This window comes from Lutispora sp. QWL-02 (assembly GCF_058315355.1).
Map to the genome: position 1 here is coordinate 3,823,709 of NZ_CM177762.1, position 23,978 is coordinate 3,847,686.

The 23,978-nt window shown below is 40.1% G+C and carries 20 protein-coding genes; 4 read left to right on the top strand and 16 right to left on the bottom strand.

The window, feature by feature from the left end:
* Window positions 1–155: 155 nt before the first annotated feature.
* From AC4HCY_RS18250 to tig, 7 genes are all read right to left on the bottom strand, one after another.
* Window positions 156–917, bottom strand: coding sequence for a CPBP family intramembrane glutamic endopeptidase (locus AC4HCY_RS18250; protein ID WP_323431994.1), 762 nt, complete (start codon window positions 915–917; stop codon window positions 156–158).
* Window positions 918–942: 25 nt separating this feature from the next.
* Entirely contained in the window at window positions 943–1,524 is a 582-nt protein-coding gene (yihA, locus tag AC4HCY_RS18255; RefSeq protein WP_323431995.1) for a ribosome biogenesis GTP-binding protein YihA/YsxC, read from the bottom strand.
* The gene (gene lon / locus AC4HCY_RS18260; RefSeq protein ID WP_491094828.1) at window positions 1,514–3,847 is read right to left on the bottom strand and encodes an endopeptidase La; all 2,334 of its coding nucleotides are present in this window, start codon (window positions 3,845–3,847) and stop codon (window positions 1,514–1,516) included. Before lon ends, yihA begins: the two co-directional genes overlap by 11 nt.
* A 205-nt stretch (window positions 3,848–4,052) precedes the next feature.
* Window positions 4,053–5,765: an ATP-dependent protease LonB gene (lonB, locus tag AC4HCY_RS18265; RefSeq protein WP_323431997.1), complete on the bottom strand. Its 1,713-nt coding sequence runs from the start codon at window positions 5,763–5,765 to the stop codon at window positions 4,053–4,055.
* Between the two features lie 146 nt (window positions 5,766–5,911).
* Window positions 5,912–7,210: an ATP-dependent protease ATP-binding subunit ClpX gene (clpX, locus tag AC4HCY_RS18270; protein WP_323431998.1), complete on the bottom strand. Its 1,299-nt coding sequence runs from the start codon at window positions 7,208–7,210 to the stop codon at window positions 5,912–5,914.
* Between the two features lie 14 nt (window positions 7,211–7,224).
* Window positions 7,225–7,809: an ATP-dependent Clp endopeptidase proteolytic subunit ClpP gene (gene clpP / locus AC4HCY_RS18275; RefSeq protein ID WP_491094829.1), complete on the bottom strand. Its 585-nt coding sequence runs from the start codon at window positions 7,807–7,809 to the stop codon at window positions 7,225–7,227.
* A gap of 27 nt (window positions 7,810–7,836) precedes the next feature.
* Entirely contained in the window at window positions 7,837–9,123 is a 1,287-nt protein-coding gene (gene tig, locus AC4HCY_RS18280; protein ID WP_491094830.1) for a trigger factor, read from the bottom strand.
* A 493-nt stretch (window positions 9,124–9,616) separates the two neighbouring features.
* Here tig and AC4HCY_RS18285 point away from each other — a divergent pair, with 493 nt between their 5' ends.
* The gene (locus tag AC4HCY_RS18285; RefSeq protein ID WP_491094831.1) at window positions 9,617–10,747 is read left to right on the top strand and encodes a rhomboid family intramembrane serine protease; all 1,131 of its coding nucleotides are present in this window, start codon (window positions 9,617–9,619) and stop codon (window positions 10,745–10,747) included.
* A gap of 9 nt (window positions 10,748–10,756) precedes the next feature.
* Here AC4HCY_RS18285 and AC4HCY_RS18290 read toward each other — a convergent pair whose 3' ends face one another.
* The 7 genes from AC4HCY_RS18290 to AC4HCY_RS18320 all read right to left on the bottom strand — a co-directional run bounded on the left by AC4HCY_RS18290 (window position 10,757) and on the right by AC4HCY_RS18320 (window position 17,986).
* Window positions 10,757–12,298 (bottom strand): diguanylate cyclase, encoded by a 1,542-nt coding sequence (locus AC4HCY_RS18290; protein ID WP_491094832.1) that lies wholly within the window; start codon window positions 12,296–12,298, stop codon window positions 10,757–10,759.
* Window positions 12,299–12,387: 89 nt separating this feature from the next.
* Window positions 12,388–13,314: a S66 peptidase family protein gene (locus tag AC4HCY_RS18295; protein WP_323432003.1), complete on the bottom strand. Its 927-nt coding sequence runs from the start codon at window positions 13,312–13,314 to the stop codon at window positions 12,388–12,390.
* Window positions 13,315–13,316: 2 nt separating this feature from the next.
* The gene (locus tag AC4HCY_RS18300; RefSeq protein WP_323432004.1) at window positions 13,317–13,859 is read right to left on the bottom strand and encodes a MarR family winged helix-turn-helix transcriptional regulator; all 543 of its coding nucleotides are present in this window, start codon (window positions 13,857–13,859) and stop codon (window positions 13,317–13,319) included.
* Window positions 13,860–14,063: 204 nt separating this feature from the next.
* Window positions 14,064–14,555, bottom strand: a complete 492-nt coding sequence (locus AC4HCY_RS18305; RefSeq protein ID WP_323432005.1) for a YhcN/YlaJ family sporulation lipoprotein — start codon at window positions 14,553–14,555, stop codon at window positions 14,064–14,066.
* Between the two features lie 100 nt (window positions 14,556–14,655).
* A complete protein-coding gene (gene tyrS, locus AC4HCY_RS18310; RefSeq protein WP_323432006.1) occupies window positions 14,656–15,912 on the bottom strand; it encodes a tyrosine--tRNA ligase in 1,257 nt (418 codons plus the stop codon).
* A gap of 44 nt (window positions 15,913–15,956) precedes the next feature.
* Complete coding sequence (locus AC4HCY_RS18315; protein ID WP_323432007.1) at window positions 15,957–16,211, bottom strand: putative signal transducing protein; 255 nt, start codon at window positions 16,209–16,211, stop codon at window positions 15,957–15,959.
* 113 nt (window positions 16,212–16,324) lie between these two features.
* Window positions 16,325–17,986: a nucleoside kinase gene (locus AC4HCY_RS18320; protein ID WP_323432008.1), complete on the bottom strand. Its 1,662-nt coding sequence runs from the start codon at window positions 17,984–17,986 to the stop codon at window positions 16,325–16,327.
* Between the two features lie 217 nt (window positions 17,987–18,203).
* On the opposite strand from AC4HCY_RS18320, the gene AC4HCY_RS18325 reads away from it, so the two are divergent.
* Complete coding sequence (locus AC4HCY_RS18325) at window positions 18,204–18,665, top strand: DUF2935 domain-containing protein (RefSeq protein ID WP_323432009.1); 462 nt, start codon at window positions 18,204–18,206, stop codon at window positions 18,663–18,665.
* 223 nt (window positions 18,666–18,888) lie between these two features.
* Here AC4HCY_RS18325 and AC4HCY_RS18330 read toward each other — a convergent pair whose 3' ends face one another.
* Window positions 18,889–21,336, bottom strand: a complete 2,448-nt coding sequence (locus tag AC4HCY_RS18330) for an N-acetylmuramoyl-L-alanine amidase family protein (protein WP_323432010.1) — start codon at window positions 21,334–21,336, stop codon at window positions 18,889–18,891.
* A 331-nt stretch (window positions 21,337–21,667) separates the two neighbouring features.
* Between AC4HCY_RS18330 and AC4HCY_RS18335 the strand changes: the two genes are divergently transcribed.
* Window positions 21,668–22,984, top strand: coding sequence for a hypothetical protein (locus AC4HCY_RS18335; protein ID WP_491094833.1), 1,317 nt, complete (start codon window positions 21,668–21,670; stop codon window positions 22,982–22,984).
* A gap of 12 nt (window positions 22,985–22,996) precedes the next feature.
* Here the strand turns inward: AC4HCY_RS18335 and AC4HCY_RS18340 are convergent, their stop codons facing one another.
* Window positions 22,997–23,182 (bottom strand): hypothetical protein, encoded by a 186-nt coding sequence (locus tag AC4HCY_RS18340; RefSeq protein ID WP_323432012.1) that lies wholly within the window; start codon window positions 23,180–23,182, stop codon window positions 22,997–22,999.
* A gap of 198 nt (window positions 23,183–23,380) precedes the next feature.
* Here AC4HCY_RS18340 and AC4HCY_RS18345 point away from each other — a divergent pair, with 198 nt between their 5' ends.
* Entirely contained in the window at window positions 23,381–23,950 is a 570-nt protein-coding gene (locus tag AC4HCY_RS18345; RefSeq protein ID WP_323432013.1) for a DarT ssDNA thymidine ADP-ribosyltransferase family protein, read from the top strand.
* The last annotated feature ends 28 nt before the right edge of the window (window positions 23,951–23,978 follow it).

Consider the following 23,978-nt stretch of genomic DNA (forward strand, 5'->3'; position numbering starts at 1 on the left):
GTAATTATATATAATCATATGTCTCTAAAGCTTAGATATGTTTCAAAGATATCAGCTGCAGAAAAGCAGTATATAAATAAAGGATGAGAAGCTCAGGCTTATCATCCTTTGTCAAAATTTGCTCTAATTTATACCAACTAGGCAAAGATACTGGCTTACATCTTAATGAACACAAGCAATATCACGGTGCTGAGATTGAATACCATGTGGGCTGTCACCGCTGCGAAATATCCCCTTTTCTCATACATATAGGTGCAAAACAGGGCAAGGCCGAAAAAAGAGGGTATGCCGCTCAAATTATAGTGGGCCGTAGTAAATATGATAGCGGACAAAAATGCTGCAAAGCCCCTTGGCATTCTTGGGAGAAACAGTTTATCATACAAAAAGTATCTGAATACATATTCCTCTACAAAGGGAGCGAATATTACGATAACGAAAAATAAGACAAACCTGGGCCAGAAGCCGGATTCATAAAAGTCCGTCACGACCTCCTGAGGCTGTATCTCAGTTTTCACAATAAGGCTAAGCATGTTTATATATATGGCATTTATTATTGTGACGAGCACCTTGGCCACCAATGTAGCAATTGTAACATTTAATACGCTGTGCCTGTCAAAGCGCCACACATTAATATCTCTCATATAGCTTTCCCCATCATCCGCCTTATGCCCCAGAGCATCTTCTCTTGCTCCTTCGGAGCAATTCACCTTAAGATGATACCGATAAAGCAGCAGGATAACGACTATGAAAGGTATGAAATTTTCTGTGAAGATAGCTCCAAACCAATATAATGCCGTCAATGAAATTATTGTTATTGGTTTTTTATTTATGAGAAAGACTCTGTAAAGCTGGAGGTATATGGGTGTATTAACTATTAGGAATACAAATATAAATACAATGTAGCGTATAGCATCCAATATCTTCCCTCCTGATTCAGCTGATTCAAAATGATCTCATTATCTCTTCCCAGAGTTCTTCTCTTCCGTTATGGTTCTCGGAAGAATAGGATATTAAAATATCCTTTTCATCAGTTCCCAAGGTCTCTTTTATAGTCCTTAAATTTTTCCCTAAAACATTATTGCTGATTTTATCTCTCTTCGTAGCTACGATGATGACCTTTTCCATATAGTGCTTTATAAAGTCGTACATCATCTTATCGTCAGCCGTAGGCTTATGGCGGATATCCACCAAAAGCACAACAGATTTCAAATTATCCCTCTTGGTCAGATACTCTTCGATCATAGTCCCCCATTTGAGCTTTTCTGCATTGGATACTGCCGCATATCCGTAGCCGGGAAGGTCCACAAATATCAATTCTTCGTTTATCATAAAAAAATTGATGGTTCTCGTTTTTCCCGGATTTGAGCTTACTTTAACCAGCTTTTTTCTATTCAAAAGGGAGTTTATAAGAGAGGACTTTCCTACATTGGACCTGCCGGCGAAAGCTATCTCCGGCAGTTGTCCTTCAGGATATTGGCTGCTTGAAACAGCGCTTATCAAAAATCGGCAGTCCTTAATTATCATTTGCCTCACCTCTGCATAGGGCATGTTTCAGCACTTCATCCATGCTGTCAACCAATACGAATTCCATTGCTTTTCGTACGTTATTAGGAATTTCCTCCAGATCTTTCTCATTTTCTTTGGGCAGTATGATTTTTTTGATGCCGGCCCTATTGGCTGCCAGAGTTTTTTCCTTCAAGCCGCCTATGGGCAGAACCCTGCCCCTCAGGGTGATCTCCCCTGTCATGGCAACGTCTTTTCTGACAGGTATATCGGTCAGCGCAGAGAGCAGCGCAGTGGTCATTGTTATGCCTGCCGACGGGCCATCCTTTGGAGTTGCGCCTTCGGGCACATGAACATGTATATCCACATTTTTGCTGAAATCCTTATCTATCCCGAATTTGTCCGCCCTGGAGCGGATGTAGCTGAGCCCTGCCTTGGCAGATTCCTTCATCACATCTCCCAGATGCCCAGTAAGCTCCAGCTTGCCTGTGCCGGGCATAGTGGAAACCTCGATAAATAAAGTGTCTCCGCCTACGGAGGTCCAAGCCAGGCCTGTGACCACCCCTACCTCATTTTTCATATTTGCGACGTCATATCTATATCTGGGTATGCCCAGGAATTTCTTGAGATTTCCAGGATTTACCCTCACAGTTTTCTTATTCTTTTCAACTATTTCTGTTGCAGCCTTTCTTATGACTTTGGCCAGTTCTCTTTCCAGGCTTCTTACTCCGGATTCTCTGGTGTACCTGTTTATTATATCTCTGACTGCAGCCTCAGATATGGCTACATTTCGCAATTTCAGAGAATGCTCCTTGATCTGCTTCGGTATCAGATATTTATTGGCTATGTTCAGCTTCTCTTCCTCCGTATAGCCGGACAGGTGTATGACTTCCATCCTGTCAAGCAAAGGCTCCGGAATAGTATCTGTAGTATTGGCAGTAGTCAAAAACATCACCTTTGACAGGTCAAAGGGCAATTCAAGATAATGGTCTCTAAAATCCTTATTCTGCTCTGCATCCAGAACCTCCAGCAGTGCCGAAGATGGATCTCCTCTGAAGTCACTGCTCATCTTGTCAATCTCATCCAAAAGGAAAAGGGGATTCCTGGTACCGGCTTGCTTCATATAGTATATCACCCTGCCGGGTATTGCTCCAATATAGGTTCTCCTATGTCCCCGAATCTCTGCTTCATCTCTGACTCCGCCGAGAGACATTCTGACAAATTTTCTTCCCATAGCCCGGGCTATTGATTTGGCAATGGAGGTTTTTCCGACTCCCGGAGGGCCTACAAGGCAAAGTATGGGACCTTTCATATTGTTCGAAAGCCTCCGTATTGCCAGATACTCCAATACCCTTTCCTTCACCTTTTTTAAGCCGTAATGGTCTTCATCCAGCACATTTCTGGCATTCTTTATATCCAGATTATCATCTGTCTCATTGTTCCACGGCAAGTCAAATATCCAATCGAGATAAGTCCTGATAACTCCTGATTCCGGCGAACCCGGCGCCATCTTTGTAAGCCTGTCTATTTCCTTTTCAACCTTATTTATTACCTCTTCAGGAAGCTTAAGCTTTTCTAATTTGTTCCTGTATTCTTCGATCTCTTCTTCAAAGCCGTCCTTATCGCCCAATTCCTTTTGTATAGCCTTTAACTGCTCTCTTAAATAATATTCCTTCTGAGTTTTATCTATTTGCTTTCTAACCCTGTTGTTGATCTTTCTTTCCAGTTCAAGGATGTCCAGCTCCTTAAGTATTACGGAATAAAGCTTTTCAAGCCTGCTTTTGACTTCAAACTTAGCGAGTATCTCCTGCTTTTCTTCTATTTTTATCGTCATATTTGATGCAATTATATCCGCCAACCGATCGGCATCATCTACCGCAGAGATTGTAACCAGTATTTCCGGCGCTATCTTTGAATTCAACTTTACATATTCTTCAAATGCATCTGTGACACTTCTCTTCAATGCCTCAATTTCCGGTTCTCCATCCTCTATGTCACTGTTGTATTCCATAACATCGGCAAGGAAAAACGGTTCATCGGATACGATAGAATGTATTTCTGCCCTTGATATCCCTTCTACCAATACTCTGATAGTATCCCCGGGAAGCTTTAACAGCTGCTTTACCTTGGAAATAGTCCCTACTTTATAGAAATCTTCTTCTTCAGGCAAATCAGTATTGGCATCCATCTGGGTAACCAGGAATATGAGCTGATCATCTATCATGGCCTCTTCCAAAGCCTTTACAGACTTTTCTCTTCCTACATCAAAATGAAGAACCATATATGGAAATATGCTTAAGCCTCTTAACGGAAGGAGAGGCAGCCTTTTCATGTTGCTTGGCATAACGATCACTCCTGTAAATGATTATATTGTAATAATTTTCTTCCTCCATGTCTAGTATATTATATATTTATACTCTTCATTAAGCAACCACTTTTTAAATATGATTAAATTCGGAATGTGAAGCTTATACGAAAAAAGAAGAGACGGAAACCACTGATTAGCACGGCAATAAAAAGTGAAGAGTGAAATCAGTGGTTTCCGTTCCCTACTGCGCCGAGGTTACATTGGAGCTGCTTTGCATAGGTGCAACACCATTAGCAGCCAATAGGCCTGTATCCGGCAGTGCCGTAAGATGTTTTGACCTCTGATGAGTCTTGTTTAATGCAATATCTATAACCTCTTTTATATCTTCTACAGGTATTATTTCTATGCCTATATTATTCAATATCTCTTGATAGTTTTCCTTCGGTATGATAACTTTTTTTCCGCCTGCGGATTTCGCAGCTTCTACCTTGGCTACTACGCCGCCCACCGGCATGACCTTACCCCTTATGGATATTTCACCGGTCATAGCTATATTATTATCCACCGGCATGTTTGTAATGGAGGAGTAAATCGCAACCGCTACGGCTATGCCTGCGGAAGGGCCGTCTATGGGAACGCCGCCGGGGAAGTTCAGATGTATATCATAATCTCCCGGATTTATATTCAGGTATTTTTTTATCACGGTTAGGACATTCTCTACAGAGGATTTCGCCATGCTCTTCCTTTTTACCTTTTTACCGTCATTGGACCCTATCTCTTCCTCGTCTACTATGCCCGTTATAGTCAACCTTCCTTTGCCTTTATCAGCATATGAGGATGAAGCTTCAATTTCCAGTATGGTTCCCATATTGGGGCCATATACGGCCAGACCGTTCACATAGCCCACCTGTGGCTCCTGGCTTATCTTCTTTTCGGGGCGCGGGCTGTATTGTCCGCTGTTTACCACCCATTCTATGTCCCTTATCAGGACCTTGCTTCTTCCTTCGTTTATGTTTATGCCTACCGCTGTTTGAATAATGTTAACCGCTTCTCTGCCATTAGTGGCATACTTGGCAATGACATCTGTAACGCCTTTTTCCATATCGAAAAATATTTTTCTGATGGTATTCTCACATACTATCTTTATCTCATCAGGGCTCAATGCCTTAAAATATATCTCCAGGCATCTGGATCTGAGAGCCGGAGGTATGGATTCGGGACCTCTGGTAGTTGCCCCTATGAGCCTGAAGTCTGCAGGAAGGCCGTTTTGAAATATATCATGTATATGAAATGGTATATGAGGGTCCTCTGAATTATAATAGGCGCTTTCTAAGAATACCTTCCTGTCCTCCAGAACCTTAAGCAATTTATTCATCTGAATGGGATGGAGTTCTCCTATTTCATCTATAAAGAGCACTCCCCCATGAGCTTTCGTGACTGCTCCTGGTTTGGGCTGAGGGATGCCTGCTTGACCCATGGCTCCCGCCCCTTGATATATAGGATCATGTACAGAGCCTATAAGAGGATCGGCGATGCCCCTCTCATCAAATCTTACGGTTGTAGCATCTATCTCCATAAATTTTGCGTCCTGTCTGAAGGGGCTGCCCTTGGTTTTCTTTGCTTCCTCTAAAACAAGCCTTGCGGCTGCCGTTTTCCCGATACCCGGAGGACCATATATGATCACATGCTGTGGATTAGGGCTGCACAGTGCTGCCTTCAAAGACTTGATCCCATTCCCCTGTCCTACTATTTCTTCGAAGGTTGAGGGCCTGGTCAATTCAGATAGAGGTTTAGTAAGCTTGATTTCCCTCATTTTCTGCAATTTTTCCAATTCTTTTTTTGACTCTTTTTCAACGACAACTTTGCTTCCTTGCTGCCCTTTCAGCATATTGAAAAAATATAAACCCATCACCAGAAGAAAGAAAAGCTGCACAAAAAATAAAACTTGAGACATGGTTTTTGCCTCCCATCACAATTGATTAACTGTCAATAATATTATTGGATACTGAGGTTTTTTTTATCCTGTAGATTTGAAACTGCTAAAAATTTCAAAACAAAAAACCGATCGGTTTCCCAATCGGTTATATTTCTTTTATAATATTATGAAGCTGTCTCCCTCTTCGGTTTACCGCTTCTTTTATTCGGCTTTTTAGGTGATTTCTTGGTACCCGGCTCCAGATATACCAGTTCCGGCTGTTTATGCTCCAATATGGTCTCCTTGGACACTATGCATTTATCTATGTCTTCCCTTGAGGGTATTTCATACATTACATTCAGCATGATGTCTTCGAGTATGGCTCTAAGGCCGCGCGCTCCTGTCTTCCTCTCCAATGCCAGCCTTGCAACCTCCTCCAAAGCTTCATCCTGGAATTCCAAGTCCACATTATCCATTTCAAACAGCTTTTCATATTGTTTCACCAGAGCATTCTTGGGCTCCTTCAATATCTTGACCAGCGCGTCCTTATCAAGAGAGCTCAAGGTTACTATAATGGGAAGCCTGCCGACGAATTCAGGTATCAAGCCAAACTTCAACATGTCTTCCGGGAGGACATTCTTGAGTATCTCTCCCACATCCTTGTTTTCCTTGGTTTGAATGTCTGCAATAAAGCCCATAGATTTCTTGCCTGTTCTGTTCATTATTATTTTGTCCAGTCCGTCAAAGGCTCCGCCGCATATGAATAGTATATTTGTTGTGTCTATCTGAATGAATTCCTGGTGGGGGTGCTTCCTTCCGCCCTGGGGCGGTACGCTGGCAACAGTTCCTTCCAATATCTTCAGAAGCGCCTGCTGCACGCCTTCTCCGGATACATCCCTTGTGATTGAGGGATTCTCAGATTTTCTGGCAATTTTATCTATCTCATCAATATATACTATGCCCTTTTCGGCTCTTTCAATATCATAGTCTGCATTTTGAATAAGCTTGAGCAATATGTTTTCTACATCTTCGCCTACATAGCCTGCCTCTGTGAGCGATGTGGCATCGGCTATGGCAAAGGGTACATTGAGCATTTTGGCCAGAGTCTGAGCTAACAGAGTCTTGCCGGAGCCTGTAGGCCCTACCAGAACTATATTGCTTTTTTGAAGCTCTACATCATCATATTTATTATCAGAGTTAATCCTCTTATAGTGATTATAAACTGCTACAGCCATGGATTTTTTGGCATCATCCTGACCTATGACATATTTATCGAGAAAGTCTTTTATATCCTTGGGCTTAGGTACATCCTTTACCTCCAGATCAACTTCGTCCTCAAATTCTTCATCTATTATTTCCTGGCAAAGCTCTATGCATTCATCGCAGATATAAACTCCCGGCCCTGCAATAAGGCGCCTTACCTGGTCCTGATTCTTACCGCAAAAGGAGCATTTGAGCTGTTTCTTATCCTCAAATTTGGCCATACATACACCTCTTTTTACTTTCTCTTTGATAGAATGTCGTCAATTATCCCGTAAGCCTTAGCCTCCTCTGATGACATGAAATAATCTCTCTCCACATCTTTTTCAACTTTCTCCAAGGGCTGACCGGTTTTCTCACTCAATATCTTGTTCAATGTTTTTTTAGTCCTGATCAATCTTTCAGCATGGATGATCACATCGGTAGCCTGCCCTCTGGCTCCGCCTAAGGGCTGATGTATCATGATCTCGCTGTTGGGCAGTGCAAATCTCTTGCCCTTTGCTCCTGCAGCCAATAAAAACGCACCCATGCTTGCGGCCATGCCTACGCATATGGTTGAAACATCAGGCTTGATAAACTGCATGGTATCATAAATAGCCATTCCTGCAGTTATTGACCCGCCGGGACTGTTGATATAAAGGTTAATATCCTTTTCAGGATCTTCTGCTTCCAAAAATAAAAGCTGGGCAACAATTAGGGATGCAGTCACATCATTGACTTCATCACCCAGGAAAACTATCCTGTCTTTCAAAAGTCTCGAATAAATGTCATATGATCGTTCGCCTCTGTTGGTTTGTTCTACTACTATAGGCACTAAGCTCATAAACATCCTCCTCACTATTGTTAAATATTATTTGCTTGCGCTATTTTCTACCAAAAAGTCGATGGTTTTTTGTACTTCCAATCCGTCTTTGATATATTCAATATCTCTTTCTCTCAAGGATTTCTTAAACTTCTCAGGCTCCTGCTTATATTGCTCCGCTGTCTTCACAATTTCTGCTTCAAGCTCGGCCTCTGAAACCGATATGTTCTCTGCCTTTGCAACCGCGTCCAATACAAGCTGAGTCTTAACTCTGTCCAGTGCTGTTTCCTTATAGGATTGATGCAGTTCTTCATGGCCGATGTTCATATACTTCATGTATGAGTCTAAATCCAATCCCTGATATCTGAGCTGGTAATCAAAATCCCTTATCATTGATTCAACTTGATTATCTACCATTACCTGCGGGATGTCCACTTCAGCATTTTCAACAACCTTTTTAATTACATTGTCTTCAAATTCATGCAAAGCCCTGTGCTCTGCTTCTTCAGTCTTTTTCTTCTTTATGTCTTCCTTCAATTCATCCAAGGTGTCGAACTCGCTTACATCTTTAGCAAATTCGTCATCTAAAGGCAGTAATTCCTTTTCCTTTATTTCTTTCACAGTAACCTTGAAAATGGCCGGCTTGCCTGCCAGTTCCTCGGCCCTGTAATCCTCCGGGAAGGTTACATTTACATCAACTTCATTGCCTATCGATGCGCCCACAAGCTGCTCTTCAAAGCCGGGTATGAACTGGCCGGAGCCTATCTCCAGCTTGTAATCTTCAGCTGTGCCGCCATCAAACTGCTTATCATCCACAAAGCCTTTGAAGTCTATTGTTGTATTGTCTCCCATCTTCACAGGCCTGTCGGTGATATCGATTATCCTTGCATTCTTGTTTCTGAGAGCTTCCAATTCCTTAGAAACATCTTCATCTGTAACATTATACTCCTTTTTTTCTACTTCTATTCCCTTGTATTGTCCCAGTTGAACTTCGGGCTTTACCGTTACTTCTGCTTTAAATACTATTCCTTTTCCGCTCTCGATATCAACTATATCAATGGATGGCCTATCGACCGGATCCAGATTATGCTCTTTTACTGCCTCTTCATAGGCTTCCGGACAAACCTCATTTATGGCATCTTCGTAAAATATTCCTTCGCCATAATGTTTTTCAATAAGCTTTCTTGGGGCCTTTCCCTTTCTGAAACCTGGCAAATTGAATTTCTTCACATTTTTTATATATGCCTTTGCTATTCCTTCCTCCAGCTTTTCAGCCGAAACAGTAATTTCTAATGCAGCAACATTTTTTTCTAATTTTTCTAACTTAGAGTTCATCAATATCCTCCTCATATATCAAGTAATCTCAGCGGCTTTATCAGTATTCCCGCTTCCGCGCGAGAATGAAGTCCAGCATTCCACTTTAACCACTTAATTATAACATACTGTAAATGCATATCAAGCATTTTTGCTATTTTTCTACTCTGTTTCTTCCATTATACTTTGCTTTATATAATTTTTTAAAAATCAGAGCAAATAGCACAATTCCTCAATATTTATTTCTAATCCATAATTATTATCCCTAAGTATATTTTACTATAAATATCATAGTTTGTCCCATGAATATATGATTTTATTTGCTGATTATTCTTTTTGCTCTGCTATTAATTTAATCTGTTGTGTTAGCTGATAAGGGGTTTCAACTCCACTGAATGTTAGTTCAGTGAAATACTTTTTTATCAGCCAGCACAACGAGTTAATTTATTAATCATTTATTGGTATAATATTATTATAGTGGTATTAAAAACAGCTATAGTACCGGAGGTTAAATATGCAGGGAAAATATATCGATGGAGAACAAACAAATCCAATGATTTTTTACGGGGACAATGACAATGAAATGAATCCGTCAGAATATGGGGGGCATGAATATAGATACATGCCTGAGTATTCTCCGCCAAAGGCGACCCTCACCATATGTTTGATAATAATAAATGGGGCAGTATGGGCGGCAATCATGGCATACTCATTTTTAAAGGGCATAGATTTCAATGAAGGGCTTTATATATTCGGTGCGAAAGAAAACCTCAGCATAATGCAGGGTCAATATTGGCGTTTTCTGACTCCCATATTTCTTCATGCCAGCTTTACCCATCTTCTGGTGAACAGCTATTCGCTGTATTGGGTGGGGAGTGTGACAGAGAAGCTGTACGGCCATATTAAATTTCTGGTTATTTATTTAGCCGCCGGAATATTCGGCAACATATTAAGCTTCATCTTTTCCCCCAACCCCGGCGTGGGCGCATCCGGCTCCATATTCGGGCTCCTCGGCGCACTGCTTTATTTCGGAATTGAAAACCCGGAATTATTCAGACGCTATTTTGGCCATAACATAATAATCACCATAGCTATCAATGTCGTATATGGTTTTGTCCATAAGGGCATAGACAATTATGCTCATCTGGGAGGGCTGCTGGGAGGATTTCTTGCATCGGGGATAGTCAAGCTGAGAGGGACACATCATAGATGGCTGAAAAGGCCCGTCTTTATCATACTGACATTATTGGTTCTCGGAGCTTCTTTAACCTATGGCTTCAGCAACGTCCAAAATATGATCATATTAAAGGTTGAACAATTGGATGGTCTGCTCCAAAAAGGATCTTATAAAGAAGTTGATAAGATCGGCAAAGAAATACTATCTGCAAACTTTAAGGACGATCATATCAGACTTCGCACCTTATGGGCATTGGTAATATCATCAGCTTCCCAAAGCAAATATTCCGAAGCCTTTGAATATGCAGATCAGATAATAGAGCTGGATGCACCGCGAGGGCGATATATGAAAGGCTTGTTGTATGTGGATACTGGAAATATCAGCGCAGCAAAGAAGGAGCTGGAGGAGGCAAAGAAGCTTGAGCCCGGTTTGGCAGAAGCCGTTGATAAGGTACTGAAGGAGTTGTAAAAAGCCTGCTTATTTGCATAAGCAGACGCAGTTTTTCCCTGATTTTTTTGCATTATACAGCGCTGTATCAGCGCGCTTTATTGCTGCACTATAATCAACATCGGAAGGTTCAAAGAATGAAATGCCTATGGAAACGGTAACGCCATACCGTTCTTCTCCTTGGCTGTATTCTGCTTCCCCAATATTCTCCAGCAGCTTCTGAGCAAAGTCCATGACGTGTTCCTTCTTCATGCCTTCGCAGATCAGCAGAAATTCTTCTCCGCCCCACCTGTATAAGCTATCCGTGCTCCTTATGTTGCTGTTTATTATTTTTGCAATATTGATGAGGACTGCGTCGCCTGCATCATGACCATAGGTATCATTTATGCTCTTAAAGTTATCAACATCATATATTATAATCGCGTAGATGCTGCCATTGCGCTTAAAACTGTCAAATATGGCATTAAGCTTAGCCTGAGCCGCACGCCGATTATATATCTTTATCAGAGGATCCAGGTTTATCTCCTCTTTCAAGGCTTTATTGGAGTTTTGATAATACCATTTTTCCAAACGCGTGAGCCACAGATAACCGCTTATGAACATTAAAAATAATATGAGCAGAATATAGAAAAACATATCGGTTATTACTTTTTGGCTGTGGTTGCTCACTTTATTTATATAAGCCTTTATATCATCAACATGAATGCCCATGGCAATTATCCAGTCATATTCTTTATATAGCTTGGAATAAGTAAGCTTTTCCGATATCTCTTTGGAATTCATCCTCTTGAAATAGTATTTAAAAAAAATTTCTCCCTTTTCTTTGACACCTTCCAGTTCCGTCAAATATGGCTTATTTCCTTTTATATCACGTGTTTCTGTAGATAAATAGCTTCCCTCGGTATCCTTCAGATTGGGATGAATCCTTCTGATGGCATAGTTCTCTCCGCCATTATAGTCAATGACCTCATTGACCCATATATAAGAATCATTTTCAAATTTTGAATTATGTATTACATATGCAATATGCTTTTTCGTGAGTTCATCTATAAAAGTCATGCGTATAGCGTAGAAAACCGTGTATATTCCATAGGTTTTCTCATAATAGAAAGGGTTTTCCGATTTGATTCGCTCCAGCTTGTCCTCGATCAAAACCGACCTGTCCATAGAATAAGCCAAGTGTTCGTAAATGATCTCATTTTGTGAATTGTCTATGATGATAACTTCAAAAATCTCTCGCATATCATCTTGATTAAAATAATCAATAGCCAGACCCGGAAATTTTTCCGGATCTAGCTTATAGTACTCTTGAAAAGCCTTTGAAGCATTATCTGCTAATAAAGCATATTGATTTATATTCTGCTCTCGTACTTGCTCAATGAGAGAGATAACATTGTTTACCGTATCCTTAAGGAAACCTTTTTTTAAACTGTATATGTTCTCCTGAACATTTTTCTCATATATGCTTTCTACATTTTTTATGGAATAAACAAAGATGAAGATGCTGATGGAGCATATAATGATTATAAATAATAATATATACATATAAAATTTTTTTCTGATGCTATCCATGGAACACCTCTACAACCTAAAAGCCTTTAAATATATTATAGCATCAATGAGCAATAATTACCACTCATATAGGTATATAGTCCTATTTATTAATATACTGCGGCTTCGGTTATGGCAAAGCAGATATCGCTGCAGTCCATACAGGCTTCGGCGCCTATAGGTACTGTTATATTGGGTGTGCAGTGACCGATCTTGTAACCCGATAGTATAGGCTTTCCGCAAGGCACGACGATATCTTCTATGATTTCATCTATAGCAAGGCTTTCCTTGCCCTCCTCAGGAACGCAATCCGCCCAATCGCCGATTACAATTCCTGCAGCATCCTTGAATTTTCCTCCCAGCTTAAGCTGCAGCAGCATTCTGTCAATTTTATAGGGCCTTTCCTCCACTTCTTCAATGAGAAGAATTTTGCCCTTTGTATCTATCTCATAAGGAGTACCCATTGTATCGGCAAGAAGGGATAGATTTCCTCCCACCAACTTACCTGAAGCACATCCTCCATTATACGCTTTTATGGAGATATCCGGAGGATTTATTATCTCTCCCAATGGTTCCGATTTCATCAGAGCTCTATCCATATAGTCACGGCTTAAGCTGTCCAAGCTTTTTTTAGCATATCCGGCTGCCATGGGGCCGTGAAAGGTTATAAGATCTGTTTTTTGATAAAAAGCGGTATGCAGCGCAGTTATGTCGCTGAAGCCGATAAATATTTTAGGGTTATTCCTTATCAATTCGTAGTCCAGCTTATCCAAAAGCCTCATGGAGCCGTAACCGCCCCTGATACAAAAAACAGCGTTCACTTCTTCATCGCCGAACATAGAATTTATATCGTAGGCTCTCAACTCATCGCTGCCTGAAAGGTATCCTCTTTCGCCGAATATGGATTCTCCCCATTTTACCCTATATCCCATAGCTATGACCCAATCTATGCAGGCTTGGGCCTTATTGCGTCCGACAGGACTGGATGGGGCGATTAAGCCTATGGTGTCTCCCTTTTTTAACGACTTCGCCTTCATTATTATTCACTCCAGTCCAGGCTGTTCAGTATTTCAAGACAGTTGCATTTAGGATTCTCGGCCGTCTCCAGTGCAGTTGTAAGGCCGCAAGGTCCTACTACTCCTTTTGTGTTCCTGCATATACTTGCAAAAACATCAAAGGCTGCATCCAAATCCTTTTTATCCATGGACAATAATCCTTTAAATATATCAGAATTCTTGAAGTAAAGCCTTTTTGTATGGTTCAGCACTTCAACACCTTTTTCCGTTATATCAACCTTCACCACCCTCTTGTCTATCTGGTCGATCTGCTTTCTTAACAAATCTTCCTTATCCATCCTGTTGACCAATTCGGTGACTGTTGACATATGCCATAGACCCCTCTCGGCAATCTGAGACATTGTAGCCTGACCGCCTTCTTTCAAAATAATGAGAAGCTTTGTCTGAGGGTAAGTCAATCCCCCCAATTGGACTATTTTTTCCCAATCATCTATGACGCATTTATTCGTAGCAAGATAAACATAGTTCAGCTTATGCAAGCTGATCAAAGCGTCCTCTTTATTCATCCTCCCACCCCCCTAATAATTATTTTGTACACTTATATAATACATCATTAGTTTGTTATTTATCAAGCAATTTCCCAATATAATTAAAAAACTCTGTATATTCTTGGTGTTAAAAGTATAAGATCAGCTAAGGTATAACAAGGGTTTCACATCTTGTTATACCTTAGCTGTATACGTTTTTAGCCCAAATTTTACATTTTTAGGCTACTGCTTTTCCGGTGTTATCCTTTTAACAATTTCGTTAAGCTCATCTTCAAAGCCTTCAACTGGTTTTCCATTCCTTACGTCATTGGATATTTTGCCGACCCTTTGAATAAAATCAGCATCTGCACTGACATAAACCGTCTTTATGTTCCGGTCTGTATTTCTTACCGTGTCTGCTGCTTGTTTTTTGATGTTTTGTATTTTGGAAGTATTATCTATACTGCTATTTATATCAATATTAATTCCTATATAAGCTGCATCTCCGCTGATAACCGCAGCAGCACTCCTTATTCCTGGTATCCTTTGCACTGCTTTTGCCAGATTGTCTGCGTCTGTCGCCGGAGTCCCTAATTCGGGGCTATAGCTTTTTCCGGGACTGATATCATTGCCTGGGACAGGATTCGGAACCCTCCGTATGGCACATCCTGAGAAAGCTGCAGCAATGCAAAGTATCAAAAATACAGTTAAAGCTTGGGCTTTAAAAGTCTTCATATATTCCACCCCTTAAATTTTCAAGCTGCTTTGTTCAGCTTTATTTTTTGCTTGGGAGTAAAATATATGAATGCAATATATTGATAAAATGTTAATATATCTATTTTTTGATTCTCAGAACAAGCTTGTCCCCCATGATTATGTAGAATTTATCAAAATATATGGTGCTTATATCCGCATTGCTGTCTAAAATATATGTAAGACAGCCGCCATCACAGCTTAAAGCCCTTGCACCGCCGGACATTATTATGCTTTCGGCTTCTGTAAGCGTAAATTCTGTCGATGCAGCTATGAACTCCCCTATGCTCATGATACTGCCCGATATCATCCTTATTTCTTTAGTAGGTGCAGTTTTGACAAAATTCTTGATATATTCTATATAAGCGAGCTCACTTTTCTCTTTGCCATGAAGCTTGTTCACTATTATCTTTGCCAGGATCTCCTTTGCAGTCTGAATATTTATCCGGCCATCCTTTATTCCTTTTTCCAGCGTTGATGCAGCAGACGGCGTTATTTCCGTCAATAATTTATACCACATGAGAACATGCTGCTCTTCGAGCCTTGCAATCTTTTCATATATGATCAGAGGATCTTCGTTTATAGAGAAGATATCACCCTGAGGAAGGGCATAGGTAGTCATAAATGCTTCAGGCTCCATGCCTTTAGCTTCCATCATACGCCTGCACATATGCAAATTATCCAGTTGGTCCTCTCTTCCCAATTCCATATCGGGAGACACCTGCAAAGAGTCTATACCCATTATAAGAGGGTACATCATCTCAGCATAGGATATGTTTTCCTTTTTATCCAGCTTATTTTTAAAGTCTTCACGATCCAAAGTATGGGCTATATCTATTTCTTTTGCTATTTCCACAAGTTCCGGAAGCTTCAATTCATTAAGCCATGCACTGTTAAATAGGGTATCTGTTTTCCCAAGCTCAATAAATTGGGACAGTTCTTTTTTCAGCATCTTGACATTTGCCTCGATCTTCTTTCGATTCGGTTTCTTTTGATTGATTGTTATGTCTGACGGATCTCCGATCAATGCTGTAAAATCTCCTATTAAAAATATCACTTTATAGCCCATCCTCTGAAGCTTGCTCAAAAGAACAATAGGAGGCATACGATCCATCATAACATTGGTATTCATAGGGTCTATTCCGAATTTTACGGTCAAGGGCTTTTTGTTTTGCTTTGGTTGGGGCAATCTTTCAACTATGCTTCCCTCAGGATATACATGAGAACAAGCCAATTTTATTATCTCCATTTGCTCTTCAGCTTCAAGTTGGCTTAAATTTCTTTTAAAGTCTGAACATTCTTTTTCCAGCTCTGCAATAAAGCTCATCACATCAAACATTTTCTACCCCCCGTTTTAATCTGGATTCTATCAGCTCATCATCCTTACTCTTCTTCATTGCCGGGATAATCTAAATCATCATCATTTATATCGATGTTCTCTAATATTTCTTTAGCCTGTTTGTAGTCTTCGGGCTTTACAAATATATCCACCCCCAAAGCCGTGCCCATTATCACCTTCATATATCCTTTAGTGCCCTTATACCTTTTTATTGATACTATGCCGTAGTCCTTCAAAAGCCCCTCCACTATGTCCGCTTCTATGTCATTATATACCTGTACAAGATGAACCAAATCCATAAAATCTCCTCCAAAGCTAACTTTTGATTCATTTGTTGTGCTGACTGATAACGATTGCACTCTTATATCAGTCAGTACAGCAAGCTAAACTATATCATTTAATTAAGTTCCGTTCAAACTGTAAAGCAGCTGTTGCCTATAAATTCCCTAAGTATGGAATTATTCGGTATGCATTTGGAATCCGAAGGCAGCAAGTAGTCTAAAAACTTCATCAGCCGCTTTGCTTCTACATATTCTACCATTGACTTATCTATTCTCTCCAGAAGCGGCATTGCGATGTTCTTTAATACGCTGAGCTCGTACACCAGAGATGAATTGAACATTATATCGGCTGCCTCCTGGTATGGGTAAATGTATTTATCCTCTCCGTTTCTTACAGAGTCCCATCTTTTTATGGTTGTGAGTGCATCTGTTGAACGGAATTGATAATCTCTCACCATTCTTCGGATCAGCCTTAAGTCGGAAGTAGGCACTCTGTTGTGATTATCCACATTGAGATGTGTAAGAGGACTGATATATATTTTATACTTCTTGCTTGCATCAATACCCCGGGTAAGCTTTTGATTCAGGCCGTGTATGCCTTCCACAAGTATTATATGCTCTTCCGATATTTTAAGCCGCCTGCCTCTCCATTCCCTGTTTCCCGTATGGAAGTTAAAATAAGGCAGTTCAATCTCCTCACCTGCTATAAGCCTGTTGATCAGCTCATTGAACAAGTCGATATCTATGGCATCAATGGTCTCAAAATCATATTCCCCTTCAGGAGTCTTAGGAGTATCCTCCCTGTTCTTGAAAAAGTCGTCTATGGATATGGCTACTGTTTTGAGGCCATTTACCCTGAGCTGTATGGACAGCCTCTGAGTAAAGGTGGTCTTGCCTGAGGAGGACGGTCCCGATATGAGCACCAGCTTTTTCTTTTCTTTGGAAGAGCATATTTTGTCCGCAATCTCCGCCAGTTTCTTTTCATGAAAAGCCTCTGCTATCCAAATAAGCTCTCTTATATCACCTCTTAAGATATAATCATTAAGCTGGCTTATATTGCCTATTCCCATTATCTTTCCCCACTCTTCAAATTCCCGGTAAATATTGAAGAGCTTTGGCTGGTCAAAAAACTCAGGTATTTCATTGGGGTTCTCCCTGGTGGGAAAGCGCAGCACGATCCCCGGCGGATAGCATAAAAGCTCAAATTTGTCCAGATAGCCTGTAGAAGGCACCAGATAGCCATAAAAATAATCATAATATCCCATGCAGCTGTATATATTTATCGAATCTTTGTTCCTGTGCGCTAAAAGCTCCAATTTATCATATTGCTCTCTTTCCATAAAAAGCTTTTCTGCATCTTTTTTGGAATACTTTTTCTTTATAAAAGGTATATCCCTATGTGCAATCTCTCTCATTTTTTCTTCTATTTTCTTAACCAGGCTCCCGTTTAAAGAGCCTGCATTATGTATTTCACAATATAAGCCCTTGCTGAGGGAGTGCTCTACGGTAACCTTGCAGCCCTTTAAAACTTCTTTGGCAGCAATTATGAACAAAAAAGCCAGGCTTCTGGTATAAAATCTATTCCCATAAGAAGAAGCAAGGTCCACAAACTCTACACTTGCGTCTTCCTCCAGAGTATATTCCAATTCTCTCAGGTTATTGTCAACAATCGCCCCTACAATCTTATATTCAAGCTTATGCTGGATTTCCTTTGCAATTTCCAATAATTTTATGGATTTGGGATATTGACGGGTTTGATGGCCATTCAATGTGACCTTAATCATTTCTCCCATATTCTTCAGCCCCTTTTAAATATTTTGCTATATATCATTCTACCATATATATATATAATTTTCAGATTATTTATTTCTATATGCATCCTATGAAATATTTTTATCTCATGTCTGACCACCGCTGATACTCTATTGGGACTAAGAATACTGTTGATTTCACTCACATATATTTATTATTAGCATCAATTGAAATCCATATTCTAAAGGAGGGTAAATTATGTATTGTCTGGCAGTGGTCACAGGCATAAGATGTGTGGTCAATGAGCTGAATATGTGGACGGAAATATCAAGTGAGCATCCCATATTTTTAAAGACCGTGGCAGAGCTTACGAATAAGAATCTCATGGAGGAAACGGTATCAAGACTAGATGATATTCATAATGAGTTTGCAGAGCTGAACAAAAGGGTGAAGAATTTTTATAGGCCCAATTATAACACAGCACAATATATATTCCCCGGCGCCAGAAGAAAAGCCATCGAACTGTGCTGGCAGTTTTTGAGGCTTGACAGGGAAGCGCTAAGGCTGTACGATGAGTTAAAAAATGAAGGCTTGGAGGATAAAGTATGGCAAACCCTTGTAGAGCATATAATTCATGAGCAAAAATATATGTATAGGCTGTTTCGTATGCTGCTAGATCAAATTCAAGGGGCGGATGTTGAAAAACCATGTAAGTTGTAAATTTGTTGTAACAAATGCTGTTATGCTATACCAATATACATGAACATTGTATATAATTACATTACAAGGATTATTGGTAAATTAGTGCTAATACTCTTTATTCCTCCCCCTCATTCATAAATTTTGCAGCACTTGCTTATAGAAGCAAGTGCTGCTCTGTTTATCGCCTGTTTTATATGAATGAATCATATAAAACAAAAGCTCCGGGCATGAGCCCGGAGCTTTAATTCTTCGCCGTATTTTGTTCGCTGCTCTCAGAACTTTGGGGGGCTGTAATATTTCCTGAATATATTGAAGCTATATCCAGCTCCAAATCTATCTTCTGAATTTCTTTATAATATCTCACGATGGAAGCCGCAAGAGCATTTGCCGCCTTGTCCTTATACGCATCCTTCTTTATTTGTGCAAGCTCTTCCTTATTTGTTATAAACCCAAGCTCTGCAAGTATGGCAGGCATTTTAGTCTTATTCAATACAAACAAATTGGGCCTTGGCACAGTTCCTCTGGACGGCCTTCCTAAGGTTTTGATCAATTCCTGCTGGAATATCCCTGCCATATCCTTATTGTTTATTGCATATCCCTCGTTAGTTGAGTTAGGATAGTACAATGTTTCTATACCTTGTGTCTTGCTGACAAAAGCATTGAAATGTATGCTCATGAAGAAATCCCCATAGCTCTGGTTTGCCAGGTCTGTCCTTTGCTGCAGCGTGGTATAGGTATCGTCCACTCTCGTCATAACAGTTTTAAATCCCAGGTCATTAAGCTTCTTTTCCAATCTCTTTGCTACTTCCAAATTAAGATTCTTTTCATAGGTAACGCCATCTATGCCTTTAGCTCCCGGATCCTTTCCGCCATGGCCCGGATCGATGACTACCAATATATCCTGAGCTGTTTTAGGCACATATTTGAGCTTAAACTTGACCAGTTTGGTAGTTTCCGGAGATATGAGTTCGTATTCTACTTTATCCTTCAACCTGAATTCGGCTTGAGTAAAGATGTTTCCTCCTCGAGTTTCCTTGCTCAGCTTGATATATTCCAAAAGATTGTCATTTATTTCAAATGCATCCTTATCAAATTCTATATCCTTCTTTATCTCTACCTTAAGTATCCTGCTTTCTTCATCAAAGCTGGCATTATATTGGGACTCTTCTCCCGGGTTCAGATATACGAAAGAGGAATTGTAATATTTATCATACCCCATAAAGGAATAGGGCATATCAGAGATATAAATCTTTGTTACATTATCTTCGCTTTTTACATCATAAAATGCGCTCTTGTTTACATCCACCACAATCCTTGCCGTACCAACCTCATATTGGCCGGTTCGGACAGTCTTAACCACGGAAGATCCGGCTTCAAGATTTTGTTCTGTTCCTTCCAATACAGCTCCTTGAACATCTATTACGATTCTCTCCGGGTCTTCCAGCTTTGTTATAAGGCTGTCTATGGCCTTGCTTCCTTTTATAGTTACTACATCGCTGAATCCCTCTTTGGCTATTGTTACAGGCTGAATGATATTTGCATACACCAGGGATACGCTTTTCTTGTCAGAGGTCTGCACTATCTTGGCTTTCTTTTGATCCTTCAGATCTACAACTATTCTGGTTATGTATGGGTTGGAGCTGAACTGTCCTATTCTTACCCGGATGATCTCTTCCTTATCTATGCTCTTAGTTTCAAACTCCGTATCCGCTATAGCATTCATAATGTCTATAACCATTCTGTCGGGATTTTCCATTGTAAAGGTTTTATATTCTACCGGATTATCTGCGATAATATCTAACTGAGGGAAGCCTCCGTTTTCATCAAACTTTATATCCTGGACTTTAGCAATAACCGCCGGAGCTTTTTTCGCATTTACCTCCAGCTTATTGGAAGCCTTATCATATGCAATTTCATAGTCCATCTGTTTTTCAATGAATGTAAGCGGGACATAAGCTCTGCCGTTTACCATTATTGTTTTGGCATCCATGCCTACTTCCTTGCTGTTTACCACGGCCTTATCTTGGTTTATCACAAAGGCCATAGCTTGTCCATCCTTCCTTAAGGACATGGTCTGGGTTTTTATATTCCACACCACATCATAGCCAAGACCTTCTCCGATTGGTCTCAAGGGAATCATAACCTTGTTGTCCTTTATAATCGGAGCAAATTCTGGATCCATCTTTTTCCCTAATATGTATATGCCCTTTGACTTATCAGAGGCTGGTGGCTGTGCAGGAGCTTGTACCGTTCCTATGGTCACTATATTTTTGCTGCTTTCATATTTGGCTTCTACTCCAAATGCCGTCTTGATATAGGCTATGGGAACATAGGCTCTGCCATTACTTAAAAACGGCGCCTTTTCAATCTTAATCTTCTTATCATTTACTACGGTGCTCAAGCTTCCAATGGTAATCCTTATGCTTTTGCCGCCGTTTTTTAAATCCATCACTTTAGTGCTTGCATTATAGGTAACTTTATAGCCAAGGGCTTCTCCGGCAGCCCTCAATGGAACATACACCTTGCCTCCCTGCAAAATAGGCGGATCAACATCTTTCAGAGTCTTACCCATAACTTGCATGGACAAGGAAGGTTGCTTCTGGCTTTGAAGTGCTGCTGCATAAGCAGTGCCTGCATTAAGTGCAAGAATAAGGCACAATGCGGTTACAAATATTGTTATTTTTTTCATCAAACTCCTCCTTTTCCTGTGCTTTCAATTAATAATTCGACTTTTCCAGCTCTTTTCCTTTATTTTTTATATTTCAGTTTGATAACAAATTTGTTGCAAACTGTCATCTAATCATATTTTGACGTAATATATGCCAATTATGTTGCTTGATTTTAGAACTCAGGGTTCAGAGCTCAGAACTCAGAAGCTGGGGTATTCCTTATGGGCCATGGGGTACGGGGAACACGGAAAGACACGGAATTTTCACGGAAGGGCAATAAAAAAAATTCATTGCCATAAACCTCAATGCATTAGCATATATTTCAATATAACCAAACAAGGTGGTGGAATTATGGACAGTTTTTACGATAATGAGGCAGTTATGAAATACCTGGAGCATATGGCCTATTTGAATACCATATCCTACTGTCTTCTCTCAGGCTGTGGTATAAAAAAATATAACAAAGATGAAAAGTCTAAATTCATCAATGTCTTCATCAACGTGGGTTTATACAGAAAAGCTTTGCCTCAATATATGGGCAAGCCTCAAAATCCTTATGATTTCAGTACATATCAATGGAAAGACAAGAAGGTGAAAAAGGCCATAAGTCCCATGGTCCAAGCTCTTTCTATCATATCTATGAACCTTTGCGCCAGAAAGATACTTGACGGCTCTTTGACCATAAGAAATGGAGATTATATTGCCTATTTCTTTTCTGGTGCAGGAGCAGAGCAATTGAACTTTATGTATGACAATCTGCTCAAGGAGAACCTTTTATATGTTTCGAAGCACAAAACGGATGCATTAGGAAAAGACAGCCTGGAAATTGATGAAGATAGTCTTGAAATACTGCCTCAATATTTTGCTGCCGAAGCTGCCGCTTTGACCCAGGATCTGCTGTACAAAACCAGGCATGATAAAAAACTGAGCCAAAGGTCCAAAGATGCACTGACCATCCTGCTGCCGGATTTGTGCCATATAGCTGCAAAGGATTCTCTCTATACCTCATCACGCACTCTATGCCAGATATGCGGCAGCTTGATGAATATCTATGAATATACCGGCATTGACAGGGCTTTGATCTATAAGACAATAAATATATTAGGCCAGGAGCTATGCGAAAGGGTTTCTCCAAAGGGAGATATTTTGAGAAAGCCTGATGATTCAAAGATAAGCTCCTTCTTTACTATGTTTATCGCATTATCATGCTTGAGCAGGCTTTTCTACCTTTGCGGATTTGACAATTATCTTTCTTGCTCTATTGTGCTGTTTAAGGCCTTATGCAGCCGCATGAGCCTGGAAGACGGCGTATTCATAAAAAATGAAGAAAATAAGATCGAGTATTCCATCAAAGACATCGCAGCTATTCTGTCAGCTCTGAAAAACTTTAAAAAATATGCGGCCGGAGCTGCTGCCTATGATTTGGATAAAATGATATCCGATTCTTTTAAAAATATGATATTGAAGAGCGGAATCTTTGTCAATCAAAGCTACCCTATTTTGGAAGATGAAAAAATAAGCCTTCCCAAGAGTACAAATACATCGCGAAAATCCCCTCCTGTATTCCTGGAAAGGATTGAATACAAAAAATCCAGCAATAAATTCAAGCTTATTGATGAAAGCTTCAACGCAGGGCACTCTCTCTGGGCATGCAGGCAGCTCCTGTGAAGCATGAGATCATCACATAAGCAATAGCATCCATGTATAGCCACGTATAGTATATAAAAATTGCGTGTTCTCCGCATCCCCTTCAGTGGTTTCCGTCTCCCAGTCTCCTTTTTTTATATTTCCCAGGAAATACGAAAAAGCGACAGCATTACAGTCTGTCGCTTTCTTTGTCAGAAGGCTTCCTGCTTTTTTCCACATAAAATTCACAACCTGTTGATGTAGTGTTTGAAATTTTACCGACATGCTCTAAGGAACACATACCATCCTTCTGATGTATGCAATTTTCAGTACAATTTATAAAAATCAGGATAAACACCTCCCATAATAATTTTCTCCAATCGGCTAAAACTAATGTAATGAATATCAAGGTAATTTCTACTATAAGGAGGCATTATATTGGCTTTTGCGAATTTTTCCCTGACAGGAGCTCTTTATCATGTGGTCAGCATCGTGGATTTGAAGAAAACACTGGCGGAAGGCATATGCTATGACGACAAATTGACTTACCTCAATAAGTATTATGATTTTCATAATTATTTTGATAAATACAAAACAGATAATATTCCGTTCTGGGTAAAAAGAAGAAAGGCTATTTTTGCAAGTATGTATTTTGATGAAAGCCATAATTGGCACTCTCATACTGCATTGCTCGAGATTCAAGCAGATATAAAGAAATGCTGGGTATGCAATGAAAATAGGGCCAACCCTTTGTTTGAGCCCTTCATTTTACAGCATATAAAAGGCTTTGAGAAAGCAAAGGATTTCATAAATAAAAACGGACCGCATATAGCTTCGGAATACTGGAGGGATTCTTTGAGCCTGGATGAGAACATGAAAGTAAGAAAAGATAAAGAAAAGGGATATGATGCGGAGGTACTCATCTTTCAGGATATTCCTCCGAAAAACATCCAGTGTATTTGCATAATATCCGATCATGATATCATGCCGCCCGGCAAATGGATGTAGTTATGGCAAGCTTTATAGGCAATAGAAG